Consider the following 18379-nt stretch of genomic DNA (forward strand, 5'->3'; position numbering starts at 1 on the left):
GCAGGCCCACGAATTACCGAGTGGTCTCGAACGGATACATTGGGTAATCCAGATATTCGCCGCATTGAGCTCTACTGCCGCAGATCGCCCGACCATCACTGTCGGTAAAGCCGCGCCGGGGCTAGGTTGGTTCGGCCGGACCTGGTTCCCCGCCGCCCCACCGGGTGGCACCGGCCCGGTGCCGCGGCCCCCACCCACGGGGACCGCCGGCCGGAAGGAAGGGCTCCACCCCTCTTGTCGTCCGTCCGGAATCTGTTACGCGCCGTAGTCCTGGTTGGCCTCTCCATCGGCCTGATCACTCCCGCCGCCGCGGTACGGGCCGCGCCGTCGGCCAGCGAACTGACGAAACAGATCAACCAGAAATCGGCCGAACTAGAGAAAATCATCGAGTCGTACAACAAGCTCAACGGCGAGATCAAGACCACGAAGGAGACGGCGGCGCAACTCAGCGCCAAGATGGCGCCGCTGGAACAGCAGCTCGACGTGGGGCGGGCGCAGATCGGCCTGCTGGCCGCGAACGCGTACAAGACCGGGCGGCTGCAGAACGCCGGCGCGCTGCTCGACCCGGCCGGCGCCGAGACGCTGATCGACCGGCTGAACAGCCTCGACCAGCTCGCGCGCGAACGCCAGCGGACGCTCGCCGGCTTCGACCAGACCCAGCGCGCCTATCTCGACCAGAAGGCGCAGCTGGACGCGACGCTGGCCCGGCAGAACGCCCAGGCCGCGCAGCTGAGCGCGGGCCGGAAGAAGATCGAGGGCGACCTCGGCAAGCTCTACGACATGCGCAAGCAGGCGTACGGCTCGGCGACGACCCCGGGCAGCGCGTACAAGGGCACGATCCCCAAGATCGCCGGTTCGGCCGGCAAGGCCGTGACGTACGCCTTCAACGCCATCGGCAAGCCGTACGTGTACGCCGCCGACGGCCCGGACAGCTACGACTGCTCCGGCCTCACGATGGCCGCGTGGAAGGCGGCGGGCAAGTCGCTGCCGCACAACGCGGCGCAGCAGTGGGACGTGGTGGCGCACATCAGCCGCGGCTCGCTGCAACCGGGTGATCTCGTCTTCTACAGCGGCCTCGGCCACGTCGCCATCTACGTGGGCAGTGGCAAGGTCATCCACGCGCCGCAACCCGGGGAGAGCGTCACCCAGGCGAGCGTGGACATGATGACCCCGTACGGCTACGGTCGGGTCCGCTGACCTGGCCGGACGACGACGGCGCCGGTCCCCGCCCGGGCCGGTCGGGGCGGCGGGGCGCCGCGCTGGTCGGCCTCGCCGCCGTCACGCTGCTGATCGTGCTGGCCTGCCTGGCCGGGCGTGCCCTCCTCGGCGGCCTCGCCGGCGACGGCACGCTGACCGCCCGGTCGTCCTGTGCGGAGTTCCTCCGCGCGCCGTCGGCCGACCAGGCCCGCGCGATCGAGGAGGTCGCGCTCGCCGGGGGCGTGTCGGGCCTCGACGCCCGCCTCGCCCAGCCAGCCGTCGTCCACTACTGCGCCGGGCGGCCCGGCGCCCGGCTCGGCGAGGTGGTCGCGAAACTCGGCGGTTGAGCGAGGCCGTGCCGGCGCGAGAAACCGCGCCGGCACGGTTACCCGAAAAGGCCGGCCCGGCGCGGGTACGCGAAAAGGCCGGTCCCCCGAGATCCGGGGGACCGGCCTTTCAGCTGTTGTCTCGCCCTGCCGCTAGGCGGCCTGCAGGCCCTCCGCCCGGGCGAGTTCCCGCAGCCGACCCAGCGCCTGGATCTCGAGCTGCCGGATCCGCTCCCGGGAGAGCGAGAAGCGCGACGCCACCTCGGTCAGCGAGTGCTCGCGGCCGTCCTCCAGCCCGTACCGGGCCCGCATGATGCCGGCCGAACGGTCGTCGAGGTGGTTCAGCAGTCCCTCGATGCGCTGCCGCTCCAGCCCAGTGAGGACGATCTCCTCCGGCGAGGGCGCGTCGCTGTCCGCGACGAGGTCGCCGAGGTTCGTGTCGCCGTCGTCGCCGACCGGGGTGTCCAGCGAGACGGTGTCCTGCGACCAGCGCACCAGCTCGTGCACCCGCTCCACCGGCACGCCCAGCGCCGCGGCGATCTGCTCGGGCTCCGGGTCGGAACCCAGCTCGCGGGTGAGCTGACGGGCGACGTTGCGCATCCGGTTGACGTCCTCGACGAGGTGCACCGGCAGACGTACCGTCCGCTCCTGCTGCGCGATGGCCCGGCTGATCGCCTGGCGGATCCACCAGGTCGCGTACGTGGAGAACTTGTAGCCGCGCTCGTAGTCGAACTTCTCGACCGCGCGGACCAGGCCGGTGTTGCCCTCCTGGATCAGGTCGAGCATCGGCATCCCCGAGCGGACGTACCGCCGGGCGATCGAGACGACCAGCCGCAGGTTCGCGCGAATGAAGAGGTCCTTGGCCCGCTCGCCCTCGACGACGAGCCGCTCCAGCTCCTCCCGGCCGACGCCGTCCGGGATCCGGTCCTCGCCGATCAGGTGCTCGGCGTACAGGCCGGCCTCGATGGCCTTCGAGAGGTCGACCTCCCTGGCCGCGTCGAGTAGCGGCGTCCGGGAGATCTCGTGCAGGTACACGCCAACCAGGTCGCGCTCCTCGGCGACCTCGTCGGTCCGCATCCCGATATTCTTCTCCACGTTGCCCACGGTCCCCTCGCTCGCGCCGGTTACCCGGTTCTTCGCCGTCCCCACGTTCATCAGCCCCTCCCCCGTAACTTCCGCTGTGCCTCGCGGTGCTGACACCTACACAACAGATGAGACGCGTTGGGGATTCCGTCTCGTGAGTCGAAACTGTCACGAATGCCTGAGTGGTTGCTGAGAGCACGGTCGACGTTTGCTGTCAGCCACCGGGTCAGGTGATTCGGAGCCTGGCGGCGCTGCCGGCGCGGGATCATCCCTGCACCAGTTGCCCGAATCATGGCAACACCGAGACCCCGCGGCGCACAGCGACCCAGGTCACCGCCGCCCTGCGATCCTCGTCACCACAGTCGTAACACCCGTCACAACAAGTGACACGTACCCCTGCACGCACCGGTTCACCCATGCAGACCAGGGATACCCCGCCGTCAGGTGAACAATCCGGAGCCTCGACAAAGTCCTGCCGCGGCCCCGGCGGGCGTGAGGTCAGGAACCGAGCAGGGCGAGGGCCTCGCGTACGTGGTCCTCGGAGCGGGCCAGCGCGGCGCGGGCGTCAGCCACCTTGGCCCCGGAGATGAGCGAGACCAGCGCGGGCTTAAGGTCCCCGTCGGCCTCCATCAGCGCGCGCCGGGAGACCTCCTCGGTACGGCCGCTGGCCTCCATGAGGATCGAAATCATCCGACCCCGCAGCTTCGCGTTGGTCGCCACCATGTCGATCATCAGATTGGAGTAGACCCGGCCGAGCCGGACCATCACCGCCGTGGAGAAGGCGTTGAGCACCAGCTTCTGCGCGGTGGCGGCCTTCATCCGGGTCGATCCGGTGACCACCTCCGGTCCGGTGTCGACTCCGATGAAGACCGAGACGGAGCGCGCCACCGACGCGCCGGGGTTGGCGCAGAGCATCACGGTCTCCGCGCCGCGCGCCCGGGCCGCCCGCAGCGCGCCCAGCACGTACGGGGTGCGTCCGCTCGCGGCGAGTCCGACGACCAGGTCACCGGCCTGTACGCACCCCTCCGCCTCGGCCGCGCCGCCGGGCTCGTCGTCCTCGGCGTCCTCCACGGCGCGCCACATCGCCTCCGCGCCGCCGGCGAGGTGGGCGCAGAACCAGTGCCGTGGCGAGTTGAAGGTGGGCGCCAGCTCGGCCGCGTCGAGCACGCCCAGCCGGCCGGAGGTACCGGCGCCGAAGTAGTGCACCCGGTGCCCCTCGCGCAGCGCGCGTACCGCCAGGTCGACGGCGGCGGTGATCTCGTCGAGCACGCCGGAGACGGCGGCGGGTACCCGTCGGTCCGCCTCGTTGATCACCTGGAGGATGCCGCGCGTCGACATCAGGTCCAGGTCCGCGCTCTCCGGGTTGCGCAGCTCGGTCGGGGCGGCGACGCGTACCGCCCGCCGGCGCAGCTCCCCCGCCCCGGGCTCCCCGGGCGCCTGGACGGCGACGTCGGGTACGGCCGCCTCGGGCTCAACCCGCTCGGCCGTCATGCCCGCCTCCGGTGGGAACCGATCCGGTGCGGCTGCACGGCCTCGGCGGTCGCCTCCAGCGCCTTCTTGGCGCGGGCCCGGTTCCGGGCGGCGACCCCGACGAAGAGGCAGTCGACGACGGTGAGCTGCGCGAGCCGGCTCGCCATCGCCCCGGAGCGGTACGTGGTCTCACGGGCGGCCGTGGTCAGTACGAAGTCCGAGACCTCGGCGATCGGCGAGCGGGGGAAGTTGGTGAGGGCGACCGTGGTGGCGCCCCGCGCCCGGGCCTGCTCCAGCACCTCCACCACGTCCGAGGTGGTACCGGTGTGCGAGATCCCCATCGCGACGTCGCCCTTGCCGAGCAGCGCCGCCGAGGTGAGTGCGGTGTGGATGTCCGGGAAGTAGAAGGCGGTGCGCCCGATGCGGTGCAGCTTCTGCTGGAAGTCGGAGGCGACGAAGCCGCTCGCGCCCGCGCCGTAGATCTCGATCCGCCCGGCCGTGGTGATCGCCTCGACCACCCGTTCGCAGACCGCCGGGTCGAGTTGCTCGGCCGTCTCCTCGACCGCGCGCGCGTCGTTGAAGGCGATGGTGGCGATGATCTGCGCGAGGTCGGCACCGGGCGGGATGTCACCGCCCACCACTCTGGCGTCGGGGGGTTCGACCCGGCGGGCGGCCTCCGCCGCGAGGCGGATGCGCAGCTGCGGGTAGCCCTCCATGCCGACGGAGCGGCAGAACCGGATGACGGTGGCTTCGGAGGTCTCGGCGGCCGTGGCGAGGTCGGTGATCGTCCGGCGCGCCGCGTCGGCCGGGTCGGCCACGACGAGCCGCGCGACGCGCTGCTCGGCCGGCGACAACGATGGAAGTAGGCCACTTATGTGCACAATGAGCCCACTGGTCTCGTGAGTCGCAGAAACCTTCGCACTTTTCGCCACGTATGAAACTTACTTTCAGCATGGCGGAGCGTCAACAGCGACACGGCGTCGTCGTGAAACCGACCGAACGTCCAAGCATCGCACTTTCCGGTGGTGCGGGCGACCCGTTCCCCCGACCAGCCACCCCCGGCGACCATTCGCGGATACCGGACGAAGGCCACCGGCCGGGCTGGTGCCGCCGCCGGATGGCCCGGGCACTAGCGTGTGCCGCATGGTCGACCGGAGCGTACTGATCACCGGGAGTACCGGCGGACTGGGTGGCGCCGTCACCGCCGCCTTCCTCGGCGCGGGCTGGCGGGTGGTGGTGCCGGTACGGCCGGGCGCCACCGGCGTACGGCCGGAGCGCGGGCCCGCGGCGGCCGATCCGGTCCGGGTGACCGCCGACCTGACCGACCCCGACTCGGTCGCCGAGGCCGTCGCCGTGGCGGCCGGCGAGGCCGCGGCGCCGCTGCGGGCCGTGGTCAACCTGGTCGGCGGGTACGCGGCCGGCGCACTGGTGCACGAGACGCCCGTCGCCGAGTTCGAGCGGCTGCTGCGGCTCAACCTGCGCCCGACCTACCTGGTCACCCAGCAGGCGCTGCCGCACCTGACGGCGGCCGGCGGCGGCTCCGTCGTCTGCGTCTCCTCGCGCGCGGCCGTCGCGCCCTTCGCCGGAGCGTCGGGCTACGTCACCGCGAAGGCGGCGGTACTCGCCTTCGCCAACGCGGTCGCGGTCGAGTACCGCCCGTCCGGGATCCGCTGCAACACCATCCTGCCCAGCGTCATCGACACGCCGACGAACCGGCGCGCCCAGCCGGACGCCGACCACTCCCGCTGGGTCAGCCCGGAGGAGGTCGCGAAGGTGATCCTCTTCCTCGCCGGCGACGAGTCGGCGCCCACGAGCGGGGCAGCCATCCCCGTCTACGGACGGGCCTGACCGCACGCGTCATCCCGGGGACGTGGCCGGCGCCAAGGAACCGGGGCCGGCCACCGGGGACCGCGACCGGCCTCGCGGTACGCCCGGATCGGCGGGCGACGCGGCGACGGCGGGACGCCCGAGCGCGCGGGGGTCGAGCGTGGGATCCTCGGGGCGCTCCGGCGGCCGGGGCCGGCCGGACACCTCCGGCCGCGGTAACCGATCGGCCGCCTCCGGCCGGGCCCGGTCGGGACCCTCCGGCCGCGGTGCCCGGACGGCGGGGCGCAGCCAGCCGTGCAGCAGCCGCTCGATCGCCCGGCTCACCTCGTCCGGCGGCCGGTTCGCGTCCACCACCACGAAGGTCGGGAACTCCGGTAGCGACCGGTAGGCGGCGTCGGCCGCGGCCAGGTACTCGGGGCTCTCGTGGTCGGTGGCGCGCAGCTCGATCCGGCGGTACGCCTCGGCCGGATCGACCGCCAGCAGGATCGTCAGCTCCGGCGCCGGGAAGATCCGGTAGAGCAGCCGGACGAGGGGTTCCCAGCGGAAGCGCGAGTGGGCGCGGATGCTGGCGTACTGGCAGACCGCGTACCGGTCCATCACCGCGATGCGCCGGGTGAGCGCGGAGCGGACCAGCGCCCGGGCGATGGCGCACCAGCGCAGCACCGATTCGGCGAGCAGCAGCAGGTCCCGCCCGAGGAGCCGCTGCGCGTCGTCGCGGCCGAGGCGCCGGGCCAACCGCCCGAACCAGCGCCGGCCACCGGCGTTCTGCCAGTAGCTCGCCGGATGTCCCGCCGCTGTCAGCGCGTCGGCGAGCCGGTGAGCCTGCGTGGTCTTTCCCGATCCATCGATGCCGACCAGGGCGACGGCGCGCAACCGTACCCGGCCGACCCTGCCACCGTGCCGGTCGTGCAGAGATCTGGCCACCCCGGCAACGGTACCGGGCGAGCGCACGCGCTCGGGCTTATGTCCGTATTTGAGGGAAAACTCGCTTCTTGGGGAAACCGTTACGGGCGCCCCCTCCGTCGCCTTCGTCCCGGGGCTCGGCGTACGGCCACGGCCCGCGGCATTTCGCCCGAGGTGTGAACGACCGGACTGCCGGGTACCGGTAAATCTCCATCCGACCGACCAGGTGGTACGCGACGACCACGGGAGAGTACATGCCACACCGCGGGGACGAGGACCTGCTGCACACTCTCAAACGGGTCGCCGCCGTCCTCAAGCAGTCCGAGATCCCCTTCGCGCTCGGGGGAAGCTTCGCGGTCTATGCCCACGGTGGGCACTCCAGCGACCACGACGTCGACTTCCTCATCCGGGAGCAGGACGTCGAGCGGGCTCTGGAGGCCCTCGTGGCGGCCGGATTCACCGCCGAACGCCCACCCGAGGACTGGCTCGTCAAGGTCTACGACGAGGGACGGCTGGTCGACCTGATCCACCGCCCGATCGAAACCCCGGTGACCGAGGAGACCTTCAAGGACACCGTCATCCGCTCCGTCGACGCCATCCACATGCCGGTGCTCTCGGCCACCCAGCTGATGGTGCACAAGCTGCTCAGCTTCTCGCAGCACTACTGCGACTTCGCCTACGGTCTCCCGCTCGCCCGCTCGCTGCGCGAGCAGATCGACTGGGAACGGGTCCGCAAGGAGACGGCGCACTCCCCCTATGCCGAGGCGTTCCTGATTCTGCTGGATCGACTGGACGTCGTACCCGCGGCGGGTACGGGCGGAGACAAGGAGGTAGCGGCATGAGCCAACGGGACGCGAAGACGACCCTGCCCGCCGACGAGTATCTCGAGGCGGACCTGCAACGCATCCTGACCGAGAACCCGGACATCGCCGAACAGGGCATCACGGTGGTGCGCCGGGACCACTCACTCGTGCTCTACGGCGAGGTGGAGAGCGACCAGCGCCGCGAGGAGATCGTGCGCCGGGTGACCGAGCGTTTCCCGGGCGTACCGATCCTGGCGGACATCGGGCTGATCCGCACCCAGGAGCCGAGCGAGATCGAGGAGTTGCCGTAAGGAGGAAAGATGGTGATCCGGATAGCCGCCGTCGGCGACGTCCACCTCGACGAGGACGTCGTCGGCCGCTTCCGGCCAGCCCTGGAACGCCTGCCCGAACGGGCCGACGTCCTGCTGCTCGCGGGCGACCTGACCCGGCACGGTACCGAGCGGGAGGCCCGCTGCGTGGCGACCGAGTTCGGCGGCCTGGGGGTACCCGTGGTCGCCGTGCTCGGCAACCACGACTACCACTGCGACGAGGTGCCGCAGGTGCTGCGGGTCCTGCGGGACGCGGGGATCACGGTGCTGGAGGGCGACAGCGTCGTGCTGGAGTGCAGCGGCGGTCGGCTGGGCATCGCCGGGGCCAAGGGCTTCGGCGGCGGCTTCGCCGGCCGGTGCGCCAGCGACTTCGGCGAACCGGAGATGAAGGCGTTCATCCGTACCACCAGCGGGATCGCGGACCGGCTCGGCGCGGCGCTGCGGGAGATGGACTGCGACGTACGGGTCGCGCTCACCCACTACGCGCCGGTGCCGGACACCCTGGCCGGCGAGCCGCTGGAGATCTATCCGTTCCTCGGCTCGTACCTGCTCGGTCAGGCCATCGACTCCGCCCCGACCGGGTTGGCGGTCCACGGCCACGCGCACGCCGGCACCGAGCGAGGCACCACCCCCGGCGGGGTGCGGGTACGCAACGTCGCGCACCCCGTGATCAAGCAGGCGTACAGCGTCTTCCACCTGGGCGAGCAGTCCATGTCGAGCCAGGTTTCCGCGCGAACCGGGTCGGGTACTTGATCGTCATGGACCTCATACTTTGGATTCTCGCCGTTGTGCTGGTGGTCGCCGGAGTACTCGCCCTGTTCCGGCGGCAGATTCTCTGGGGCGTCGTGCTGATCATCGTGGGGCTGCTCGTCGGACCGGGCGGCGTCAGCATTTTCACCTAGGCCGCACCCCCCGTACCTCCCCCCTCCCGAAACACGCCGGGGCCGCCACCGGACGCTTGTCCTCCCGACCAACGCGTCACGGTGGCGGTCCCGGCGCCGACTTTCGCACCCTCCCGAGGCCGGGCGGGCAGCCCCGCCGAAGCGCTCGGCCCGCCCGGCGGTTCAGCAGCGGGGCACGCTCGGAATGAATCCGTCGTAGCCGGTGTAGACGTACGCGTCGGAGATGAACCGGCCCGAGCCGATCCGGTCCCAGATGTTGCTGGTCCCGTAGGTGCCGGAGACCGAGGTGCCGGTGGTCTGGCAGTAGATGGTCACGCTCGCCCCGTCGGCGACGGTACCGACGGAGGAGTAGCCCGTACCCGGTCCGGAGCGGACCGTCAGCGCCGAGCCCGCGGTGTTCACCGTGCCGGCGCCGGTGCCCCCGCCAGAGCAGGCGTTGTCGCTGGTGTAGGTCTTGGTGCCCCAGTAGAGCGCGAGCGTGCCGTTGAACCGGATCTGGATGTCGCTGCCGCCGGAGCGCTGCTCGTAGTGCAGGTGCGGGCCGGTGGAGCCGCCCGTGGTGCCGACGTAGCCGATCACCGTGCCGTAGCCGACCGTCTGGCCGACCGAGACGTTGAAGCCGCTGAGGTGCGCGTAGTAGGTCGTGAAGCCGCCGCCGTGGTCGATCCGTACGTACTTGCCGTAGCTCGTGCCGCCGAGGTCGGTGACCCGGTCGACGGTGCCCGGCGCGCTGGCCACCACCGGGTCGCCGAGGTCGTCGGTGCGGTTGAAGTCGATGGCGTTGGCCGGGCTGTGGTCGCTGCGGGTCTGCCCGGACCAGGACTGTCCGCAGGGGAACGGGACCTTGAAGGTCGGTGCCGCCATCGCGGGGTCGGCCAGTCCGACCGCCGTCGCGGCGGCGAGCAGCAGGCTCGCCCCGGCGAGACTGAGCACACGGAAGCGCATGCGTTACCTCCCATGGTTAAATCTTTCGATCTGTCTATATTGACTGTCGAAAAATTTCAAGCCCGTCCATCGCCGCCGCACCGCCCCGGAGCGGCGGCGATGGATGATCGATAAGTGACGAATCGAGACGCCAGGTTTCCGAATCGTTACGCCCTCGTGGCGAAGCGGGTATGGACGACGATGCGTGCAAGCGCTTACATGTGGTGACGCCCATCGGGGCCGGCGCACAGTCACGACTGCCGGAGCGCCGGCAAGAAAGGAGGACGGCATGGCGGTCTCTCCCAGACCACGCCACGCCCTCGCGATCGCCAGCGTGCTCGGCCTGGCACTCGGCGCCACCGCGTGCAGCAGCGGAAGCGGCAGCAGCAGCGATCCCGACTCACCGGAATGCGCCACCTACCAGCAGTACCAGGGCAACGACGGTACCAAGGTCTCGATCTACTCGACCGTCACGGACACCGAGGCCGACCTGCTGCAGCAGTCCTGGAAGCAGTTCGAGGACTGCACCGGCATCACGATCGACTACGAGGGCAGCAAGGAGTTCGAGGCCCAGGTCGGGGTCCGGGTGGACGGTGGCAACGCGCCGGACATCGCGGTCTTCCCGCAGCCGGGTCTGCTCAAGCGCTTCGCCGACGCCGGCAAGCTGAAGGCCCTCGGCGGCGACACCAAGGCCCTGGCCGAGCAGAACTACTCGGCCGACTGGCTGAAGTACGCCACCGTCAACGGCACCCTCTACGGCGTACCGATGGACTCGAACGTCAAGTCCTTCGTCTGGTACTCGCCCAAGACCTTCAAGGACAAGGGCTACGAGATCCCCACCACCTGGGACCAGCTGATCGCGCTCAGCGACAAGATCGCCGCCAACGGCGAGAAGCCCTGGTGCGTCGGGATCGAGTCCGGCGAGGCCACCGGCTGGCCGGTGACGGACTGGATCGAGGACCTGATGCTGCGGACGCAGACCCCCGAGGTCTACGACCAGTGGACCACGCACCAGATCCCGTTCAACGACCCGCGGGTCGTCGCGGCGGTCGACCGCGCGGGCACCATCCTGAAGAACTCGAAGTACGTCAACGCCGGTGTCGGTGACGTCAAGAGCATCTCCACCACCGCCTGGCAGGAGAGCGGCCTGGCCATCACCCAGGGCAAGTGCACCCTGCACCGGCAGGCGAACTTCTACGCCAACAACTGGCCCGAGGGCACCAAGATCGGCGAGGACGGCGACGTGTACGCCTTCTACTTCCCCGCCGTCGACCCGAGCAAGGGCAAGCCGGTGCTGGGCGGCGGCCAGTTCGTCTCCGCCTTCGCCGACCGGCCCGAGGTGCAGAAGGTGCAGACGTACCTGGCATCGGCCGAGTTCTCGAACAGCCGGGCCAAGCTCGGCAACTGGATCTCGGCGAACAACAAGCTCGACATCGCCAACGTCGCCAACCCGATCGACAAGCTCTCCGTCCAGATCCTCCAGGACAAGAGCGCGGTGTTCCGGTTCGACGGCTCCGACCTGATGCCGGCGGCGGTCGGCGCCGGGACCTTCTGGAAGCAGATGGTCGAGTGGATCAACGGTAAGGACACCGCGGGCGCGCTCGCGGGCATCGAGAGCAGCTGGCCACGCTGATCCCCGACGGTGGTCCGGCCCGGTAGCCCGCCCGTCGCCCACGGGCGACCGCCACGGGCTCGGGGTCGGACCACCGGGCCGGGCCGGACCAATCGACGGGAGCGGCAGGCCGGTCCAGTCGGCCGAGCCGGACCACCGGGCCGGACCAGCGGGTCGGTCCACGAGAGGCGCCGGACGAGGTCCGGTAGACACGCCTGGGAGGGCGGATGGAGTTCGACTTCGCCGACGAGGCACCGAAGCTCGTCATGTTGCTGTACGGCCTGGTGGCCTTCGTCGTGGTGGTGGGCGGCCTGCTCCTGCTGCTGGACGTCGTACCGACGTGGTTCGCGCACCGACGCGAGGCACGCCTGCTCGCGGCGAGCGAGGCCGGCAGCGAGGCCGTGGCCCGCGTGGGCAAACGCGCCAAGCCGCGCGACTGGCTCTTCGGGCTCTTCTTCCTGCTGCCGACGGTGCTGCTGCTCGGCATCGGCCTGGTCGTGCCGGCGGTCCGCACCACCCTGCTCTCGTTCATGGACAGCGGTAGCAACCACTGGGTCGGCCTGCGCAACTACGGCTGGATGTTCACCCAGGACGAGATCCTCGGCGTACTGACCAACACCCTGATCTGGGTGGTCCTGGTGCCGCTGCTGGCGACCTCGATCGGCCTGCTCTACGCGGTCATGGTGGACCGGGCCCGCTTCGAGGCCGTGGCGAAGTCGTTGATCTTCATGCCGATGGCCATCTCGTTCGTGGGCGCGAGCATCATCTGGAAGTTCGTCTACGCGTACCGCGCCGGGGACCAGGAGCAGATCGGCCTGCTCAACCAGATCGTCGTCTCCCTCGGCGGCACACCGCAGCAGTGGCTGCTCAACCCGCCGCTGAACACGCTCCTGCTGATCGTGATCATGGTGTGGATCCAGGCCGGGTTCGCCATGGTCGTGCTCTCCGCGGCGATCAAGGCGATCCCCGCCGACATCGTCGAGGCGGCCCGGCTCGACGGGGTCAACGCCTGGCAGATGTTCTGGCGGGTCACCCTGCCGAGCATCCGGCCCGCGCTGATCGTGGTCGTGGTGACCATCACGATCGCCACGCTCAAGGTCTTCGACATCGTCCGTACCGCCACGAACGGCAACTACGAGACCAGCGTGATCGCCAACGAGATGTACAACCAGGCATTCCGCTACGGCGAGGCGGGACGGGGCTCGGCGCTCGCCGTCTTCCTCTTCGTACTGGTGATCCCGGTTGTGATCTACCAGATCCGCAACCTGCGCAAGCAGCGGGAGGCATGAGATGACCACGACCACCCCCGTCATCCCCGTCGGCACCGCCGAGGTCGCCGGCCGGCCGAGGACCATGGCCGGTCGGGTACGCAAGCGGCTCAACACCCGGGCCGCGACGCTGGTCTCGGTCGTCATCGCGGTGCTCTGGACCCTGCCGACCTTCGGCCTGCTCATCTCCTCGTTCCGGCCGGAAAACGAGATCAAGACCACCGGCTGGTGGAAGGCGTTCACCGACCCGCAGTTCACGCTGGAGAACTACCAGTCGGTGCTCTTCGGGCGCTCGTCCTCCTCCGGCCAGCTCTTCAGCTACTTCCTGAACTCGGTGGTCATCACGATCCCGTCGGTCCTCTTCCCGCTGGCCTTCGCGGCGCTCGCCGCGTACGCGCTGGCCTGGATCAACTTCCGGGGCCGGGACTGGATCTACATCGGCATCTTCGCGTTGCAGATCGTGCCGCTCCAGATGGCGCTGGTGCCGCTGCTCAGCTTCTTCTCCACCGGGGTGACCGTGGCCGGGGTGCAGCTCCTGCCCGCCTGGAACCTCGCGGACGAGGAGAAGTTCGCCCAGGTCTGGTTCGCACACACCTGCTTCGCCCTGCCGCTCGCCGTCTTCCTGCTGCACAACTTCGTCGCGCAGCTGCCGAAGGACCTGATGGAGGCGGCCCGCGTCGACGGCGCCGACCACCCGAAGATCTTCCGTAGCATCGTGCTGCCGCTGATCACGCCCGCGCTCGCGGCGTTCGGCATCTTCCAGTTCCTCTGGGTCTGGAACGACCTCCTGGTCGCGCTGATCTTCGCGGGCGGCGGCAACGAGACCGCACCGCTCACCGTCCGGTTGGCCGAGATGGCCGGTACCCGGGGCAACGAGTGGCAGCGCCTGACCGCCGGCGCCTTCATCTCCATCCTCATCCCCCTGATCGTCTTCCTGTCGCTGCAGCGCTACTTCGTGCGCGGCCTGCTGGCCGGCAGCGTCAAGGGATAGGTCCTGTTCGTTCCGGGTCGTGGTCGCCGCCGGCCGCCACGACCCGGAATGACAAGATCACGCTGATGGCGGTCGGGGCCGGCGGCACCGCCGCCGCCGGCACGTCCGCCGACCCGGAAGACAGGACCAGGCCGGAGCGAGGTGAGACCGTGACCAGGATCGACGACGTCGCCCGCCTGGCGGGGGTTTCCACCGCCACCGTCTCCCGCGCCCTGCGCGGGCTGCCCACCGTCTCGGCGGCGACCAGGGCCCGGGTGCTGGCCGCCGCCGGTCAGCTCGGCTACACCGCCTCACCCAGCGCCTCCCGGCTCGCCGGCGGCCGCACCGGCACCATCGCCGTGGTCGTACCGTGGATCACCCGGTGGTTCTTCGGCACAGTCATCGCCGCCGCCGAGGAGACGCTGCAACAGGCCGGATACGACATGCTCCTCTACAACCTCGGCGGCGAGGAGAACGCCCGGCAGCGGCTGCTGCGCACCACCAACCTGCACAAGCGCGCCGACGCGGTCATGCTGGTCGCCACCCCGATGAACGCCGCCGACGTCGAGACGCTCATCGGCGGCGCGCTCACCGGCGTGACGGTCAGCTCCGGCACCGTCGTACCCGGGTGGCCCTGCGTCCGCATCGACGACGTGACCGCCGCCCGTACCGCCGTACGGCACCTGGTCGACCTGGGCCACCGCCGGATCGCGCACATCTCCGGGGACTCCACCGAGGAGCTGGCCTACACCGCCCACCTCGACCGCCGCCGCGGCTACCGGGAGGAGCTGCGCGCCGCCGGGATCCTCCCCGATCCGCGCCTGGACGTCGAGGCCCCGTTCACCGTGGACGGCGGCAGCATCGCCGCCGCCGAGCTGCTGCGCCGCGCGCCGCTCCCCACCGCGATCTTCGCCGCCTGCGACGAGATGGCGATGGGCGCCATGGCGACGCTGCGCTCGGCCGGGCTCCGGGTGCCCGAGGACATCAGCGTCATCGGCGTCGACGACCACGACCTCGCGGTGGTGGTGGGGTTGAGCACGGTGGCGCAGCCCGCCGCGGACCAGGGGCGGGTCGCCGCCGACCTGCTGCTCGACGCGCTCTGCGGGCGGCCCGACGCGCACGCCGCCGCGACGCCGGTGATTCTGCCCACCCGGCTCGTCGTACGCGGGTCGACCGCCCCGCCCCGGGCAGACTGAAGCGGGTTGGCCGTGCCCGTACCGGGGTACGCGACCACCGAGATCCGGCACGACACCACACGGGAGAGCGCCCTGAACATCCAAGAGACGATGTCCCCATCCGCACCACCGGCGACGGCACCCGGCACCTGGTGGCAGGACGCGGTCATCTACCAGATCTATCCGCGCTCGTTCGCCGACTCCGACGGCGACGGCATGGGCGACCTGCCGGGCATCACCGCCCGACTGGACCACCTCGTCGAGCTCGGCGCCGACGCCGTGTGGCTCTCGCCGTTCTACCCGTCACCGCAGGCCGACGCCGGCTACGACGTCGCCGACTACCGCGACGTCGACCCGCTGTTCGGCCGGCTGGCGGACTTCGACGCGCTGCTCGCGCGGGCGCACGAGCTGGGGCTGCGGGTCATCGTCGACCTGGTCCCGAACCACAGCTCGTCCGCGCACCCGTGGTTCGCCGCGGCGCTCGCCGCCGGGCCGGGCAGCCCCGAGCGGGCCCGGTACGTCTTCCGCGACGGCCGCGGTCCGGACGGCGACGAGCCCCCGAACGGCTGGCGCAGCGTCTTCGGCGGTGGCGCCTGGACCCGCGTCACCGAGGCCGACGGCCGGCCGGGGCAGTGGTACCTGCACCTCTTCGACGCCGGGCAGCCGGACCTCAACTGGGACAACCCCGAAGTACGGGCCGAGTTCCGCGACATCCTGCGCTTCTGGCTCGACCGGGGCGTCGACGGGTTCCGGGTGGACGTGGCGCACGGCCTCGTCAAGCAGGCCGACCTGGCCGACTGGCACTACCCGGAGGAGCCCGTCTCCGGCGAGGGCACCGAGGGCCCGCGCCCGCCGATGTGGGACCAAGACGGCGTACACGAGATCTACCGCGACTGGCGGCAGGTGCTCGACGGCTACCCGGGCGAGCGGATCCTGGTCGCCGAGGCGTGGGTGCAGCCGGCCGAGCGGCTCGCCGCCTACGTCCGGCCGGACGAGATGCACCAGGCGTTCAACTTCGAGTACCTGGAGGCGGCCTGGAGCGCGCCGGCCCAGTACGCGGTGATCACCCGTTCGCTCGCGGCCACCGACGCCGTCGGCGCGCCGACCACCTGGGTCCTGTCGAACCACGACGTGCTGCGGCACGCCTCCCGCCTCGGCCTCCCGGTCGGTACGCCCCGGCCGCGCGGCATCGGCATCGGCGACCCCCAGCCCGACGCCGTGATCGGGCTGCGCCGGGCCCGGGCGGCCACCCTGCTGATGCTCGCCCTGCCCGGCTCCGCCTACCTGTACCAGGGCGAGGAGTTGGGCCTGCCGGAGCACATGACGCTGCCGGACGAGTCCCGGCAGGACCCGACGTGGCAGCGCACCGGGCACGCCGAGCGGGGCCGCGACGGCTGTCGGGTACCGATCCCGTGGCAGGCCGACGCCCCGTCGTACGGTTTCGGCCCGACGGACGCGAGCTGGCTGCCGCAGCCGGAGCTGTGGGCCGAGTACGCCCTGGACCGGCAGCGCGGGGTCCCCGGCTCGACGTACGAGATGTACCGGACCGCGCTGCGGCTGCGCCGCGACCTGCGGCTCGGCGCCGGGACGCTGTTCTGGCTGGAGAGCCCCGACGAGGTGCTCTCGTTCCGCAACGGCGAGGTGACGGTGCTGACCAACTTCGGCGAGGCGCCGGTGCCGCTGCCCGACGGCGCGGAGCTGCTGCACGCCAGCGGGCCGCTGGACGGCGACGGTCGGGTACCGACCGACGTGACGGTCTGGCTGCGCACGCCGTAGCGCCCGGTCAGGCGGGCCGGCGGACCTCGCCGGCCCGCTCGCCCAGCAGGTCCCGGACGGCGGCGATGTCCCGGGGCGAGCTGCGCGCGGCGAGCCAGTACATGACCCCGGTCGGTACGAAGAAGAGCTGGAACGCGGCGAGCCCGACGGCGAAGTTCAGCGGCGGCGGGAAGGCGCCCCGCAGCCCCTGGAACACCGCGCCGACCAGCCCGTTGCCCGCCGCCCGGCCGACCCCGTTCACCAGGTTGCCGAGGCTGTAGACGGTGCCCCGGTGCTCCGGCGGGTTCACGTCGGCGATCAACGCGAACCAGTTGGGCGAGTTCGCCGAGGTCAGCGCGAGCGCCAGCAGCGCGGTGAGCAGGCTGAGACCGACGCTCGGCTCGGTCAGCACGCTGCGCAGTACCGCGCCGACGACCGTACCGGTGCCGGCGCCGTCGGGCACGTCGATGCGGATCGGGACGAAGAAGAGCACCAGGTAGAAGGGGACGGCCGCGAGGATGCCGACCGCGGCGACCAGGGCGCGACCCCGGGGCGTACGCCGCTGCAGGGCGTCGCCGACCAGCCCGCCGACGATGGAGAGCACCCCGCCCAACTGGAAGAGCGTGGCGAAGACGCTGCCCACCACGATCGCGGTCGCCGAGGAGATGCCCTGCGCCTCGGCCCGCTCCTGGAACAGCACCGGCAGCCAGACCAGCGAACCGAAGGCGGCCTGCGCCGGCAGCCCCTGCAGGATCAGCCACAGGTTGGTCCGCCGGCCGACGATCCCGGGCAGGTCCGCACGGCTGATCCGGTAGTCGTAGTCGCCGCCGGCGGCCAGCGCGCCCGCCAGCTCGGGCTCGCTCGCCCCGCGCCGGATGTCGTACGTGAACAGGTACGCCACCGTGGCCGCCAGCCCGACGGCGCTGAGCAGCAGGAACGGCCGGCGCCAGTCGGTCGCGCCGAGCAGGCCGCCGACCAGCGTGCCGGCGAGCGTCCCCACCCCCTGGGAGAGGCCCCAGAAGCTCATCACCAGGCCGCGCCGGCGGGGCGAGATCAGATCGGTGACCACCGAGAAGCCGACCGAGCCGACCGCGCCGAGGCCGATCGCGGCGAGCACCTCCGCGGCGAAGAAGACCAGGTAGTCGCGGGCCAGCCCGCTGCCGGCCGTGCCGGCCGCCCAGATGAGGGTGCCGGCCATCAGCAGCGGCTTGCGGTTCGCGCGGTCCCCCACGTACGCCCAGGCGACTGCCGCGACCGCGCTGACCAGGAAGCTGACCGCGGTGACCAGCCCGACCACCGACTCGCCGACCCGCAGCGCGTCGGCGACCGGCCGGTACAGCGGCGGCACCAGACCGATCGCCACGTTGTCCAGCGAGGCGAGGATCACGAAGACCACCACGCTGTAGAGCCGGTGCAGGCCACCGCCGCCCCGTACCGCCGGCACCCCGCCGCCGGTCATCGTCGACACCACACCTGCGCACCCAACCAGGAGCAGATAACGACCGGGTGACGGCGCGCCGGGCCCGGTCGGGACGGCGCCGCCCGCGACCTGGGCGAATCGCCCGGTTCTGTCCACCGGGGATCGATTGCCTTGACCGTGGCTGACATGATCTTCCCCGCACCAGACATCGATCAATCCTGGGGAGAACAGATGTACGCAGCCACGGCTGCCCGCTGGCGCACGGCGGCGCTCGTCGCCGGCGCCATGGGCCTGATCGTCGCGGGCGGCGCCGGGGGGGGGGGGGGGGGGCCCCGGCCCCCCCCCGCCCCCCGGGCCGGCGCCCCCCGCACCGCGGGGCGTCGCCGCGCCAGCGGGGCGCGCTGGGGGGGGGCGA

General features: G+C 71.4%; 17 protein-coding genes and 1 pseudogene. 12 read left to right on the plus strand and 6 right to left on the minus strand.

Annotation, left to right across the window (positions count from 1 at the left end; all coding sequences use genetic code 11):
- Positions 1-234: 234 nt before the first annotated feature.
- Both AB0J86_RS13740 and AB0J86_RS13745 read left to right on the plus strand, forming a co-directional pair.
- The gene (locus tag AB0J86_RS13740; protein ID WP_363856782.1) at positions 235-1197 is read left to right on the plus strand and encodes an NlpC/P60 family protein; all 963 of its coding nucleotides are present in this window, start codon (positions 235-237) and stop codon (positions 1195-1197) included.
- Between the two features lie 95 nt (positions 1198-1292).
- The gene (locus tag AB0J86_RS13745) at positions 1293-1544 is read left to right on the plus strand and encodes a hypothetical protein (RefSeq protein ID WP_363856784.1); all 252 of its coding nucleotides are present in this window, start codon (positions 1293-1295) and stop codon (positions 1542-1544) included.
- A gap of 132 nt (positions 1545-1676) precedes the next feature.
- Here the strand turns inward: AB0J86_RS13745 and AB0J86_RS13750 are convergent, their stop codons facing one another.
- From AB0J86_RS13750 to AB0J86_RS13760, 3 genes are all read right to left on the minus strand, one after another.
- Positions 1677-2678 (minus strand): sigma-70 family RNA polymerase sigma factor, encoded by a 1002-nt coding sequence (locus AB0J86_RS13750; protein ID WP_363856786.1) that lies wholly within the window; start codon positions 2676-2678, stop codon positions 1677-1679.
- A gap of 426 nt (positions 2679-3104) precedes the next feature.
- Positions 3105-4097, minus strand: a complete 993-nt coding sequence (gene murQ / locus AB0J86_RS13755) for an N-acetylmuramic acid 6-phosphate etherase (protein WP_363856787.1) — start codon at positions 4095-4097, stop codon at positions 3105-3107.
- On the minus strand, positions 4094-5008 hold the full coding sequence (locus tag AB0J86_RS13760) for a MurR/RpiR family transcriptional regulator (RefSeq protein ID WP_363856788.1): 915 nt from the start codon (positions 5006-5008) through the stop codon (positions 4094-4096). Before AB0J86_RS13760 ends, murQ begins: the two co-directional genes overlap by 4 nt.
- Before the next feature lie 211 nt (positions 5009-5219).
- Between AB0J86_RS13760 and AB0J86_RS13765 the strand changes: the two genes are divergently transcribed.
- The gene (locus AB0J86_RS13765) at positions 5220-5924 is read left to right on the plus strand and encodes an SDR family NAD(P)-dependent oxidoreductase (RefSeq protein ID WP_363856790.1); all 705 of its coding nucleotides are present in this window, start codon (positions 5220-5222) and stop codon (positions 5922-5924) included.
- 264 nt (positions 5925-6188) lie between these two features.
- Here the strand turns inward: AB0J86_RS13765 and AB0J86_RS13770 are convergent.
- Positions 6189-6815: pseudogene (locus AB0J86_RS13770) on the minus strand (thymidylate kinase); the annotation flags it as partial.
- Between the two features lie 245 nt (positions 6816-7060).
- Between AB0J86_RS13770 and AB0J86_RS13775 the strand changes: the two are divergent.
- From AB0J86_RS13775 to AB0J86_RS13790, 4 genes are read left to right on the plus strand one after another with little or no spacing between them, the layout of a single operon-like run.
- Positions 7061-7648 (plus strand): nucleotidyltransferase, encoded by a 588-nt coding sequence (locus tag AB0J86_RS13775; RefSeq protein ID WP_363856792.1) that lies wholly within the window; start codon positions 7061-7063, stop codon positions 7646-7648.
- Positions 7645-7920 carry a hypothetical protein gene (locus AB0J86_RS13780; RefSeq protein WP_363856794.1) on the plus strand — a complete coding sequence of 92 codons (276 nt, stop codon included), beginning with the start codon at positions 7645-7647 and terminating at the stop codon, positions 7918-7920. The genes AB0J86_RS13775 and AB0J86_RS13780 overlap by 4 nt, the downstream gene beginning before the upstream one ends.
- A gap of 9 nt (positions 7921-7929) precedes the next feature.
- The gene (locus tag AB0J86_RS13785; protein WP_363856796.1) at positions 7930-8691 is read left to right on the plus strand and encodes a metallophosphoesterase; all 762 of its coding nucleotides are present in this window, start codon (positions 7930-7932) and stop codon (positions 8689-8691) included.
- Positions 8692-8696: 5 nt separating this feature from the next.
- Complete coding sequence (locus AB0J86_RS13790) at positions 8697-8840, plus strand: GPGG-motif small membrane protein (RefSeq protein WP_363856797.1); 144 nt, start codon at positions 8697-8699, stop codon at positions 8838-8840.
- Positions 8841-9002: 162 nt separating this feature from the next.
- Here AB0J86_RS13790 and AB0J86_RS13795 read toward each other — a convergent pair whose 3' ends face one another.
- Positions 9003-9785: a peptidoglycan DD-metalloendopeptidase family protein gene (locus AB0J86_RS13795; protein WP_363856799.1), complete on the minus strand. Its 783-nt coding sequence runs from the start codon at positions 9783-9785 to the stop codon at positions 9003-9005.
- 268 nt (positions 9786-10053) lie between these two features.
- On the opposite strand from AB0J86_RS13795, the gene AB0J86_RS13800 reads away from it, so the two are divergent.
- From AB0J86_RS13800 to AB0J86_RS13820, 5 genes are all read left to right on the plus strand, one after another.
- Positions 10054-11397, plus strand: coding sequence for an ABC transporter substrate-binding protein (locus AB0J86_RS13800; protein ID WP_363856800.1), 1344 nt, complete (start codon positions 10054-10056; stop codon positions 11395-11397).
- 206 nt (positions 11398-11603) lie between these two features.
- Complete coding sequence (locus AB0J86_RS13805) at positions 11604-12665, plus strand: sugar ABC transporter permease (protein WP_363856802.1); 1062 nt, start codon at positions 11604-11606, stop codon at positions 12663-12665.
- Position 12666: 1 nt separating this feature from the next.
- Positions 12667-13635, plus strand: a complete 969-nt coding sequence (locus AB0J86_RS13810) for a carbohydrate ABC transporter permease (protein ID WP_363856804.1) — start codon at positions 12667-12669, stop codon at positions 13633-13635.
- A 149-nt stretch (positions 13636-13784) separates the two neighbouring features.
- Positions 13785-14810, plus strand: a complete 1026-nt coding sequence (locus AB0J86_RS13815) for a LacI family DNA-binding transcriptional regulator (protein ID WP_363856805.1) — start codon at positions 13785-13787, stop codon at positions 14808-14810.
- A 90-nt stretch (positions 14811-14900) separates the two neighbouring features.
- Positions 14901-16565: a glycoside hydrolase family 13 protein gene (locus AB0J86_RS13820; RefSeq protein ID WP_363856827.1), complete on the plus strand. Its 1665-nt coding sequence runs from the start codon at positions 14901-14903 to the stop codon at positions 16563-16565.
- Positions 16566-16572: 7 nt separating this feature from the next.
- Here AB0J86_RS13820 and AB0J86_RS13825 read toward each other — a convergent pair whose 3' ends face one another.
- Positions 16573-18003: an MFS transporter gene (locus AB0J86_RS13825; RefSeq protein WP_363856829.1), complete on the minus strand. Its 1431-nt coding sequence runs from the start codon at positions 18001-18003 to the stop codon at positions 16573-16575.
- Between the last annotated feature and the right edge of the window lie 376 nt (positions 18004-18379).

Origin of the sequence: Micromonospora sp. NPDC049559 (assembly GCF_040676675.1) — a bacterium.
Taxonomy (GTDB): Bacteria; Actinomycetota; Actinomycetes; order Mycobacteriales; family Micromonosporaceae; genus JBFAPK01.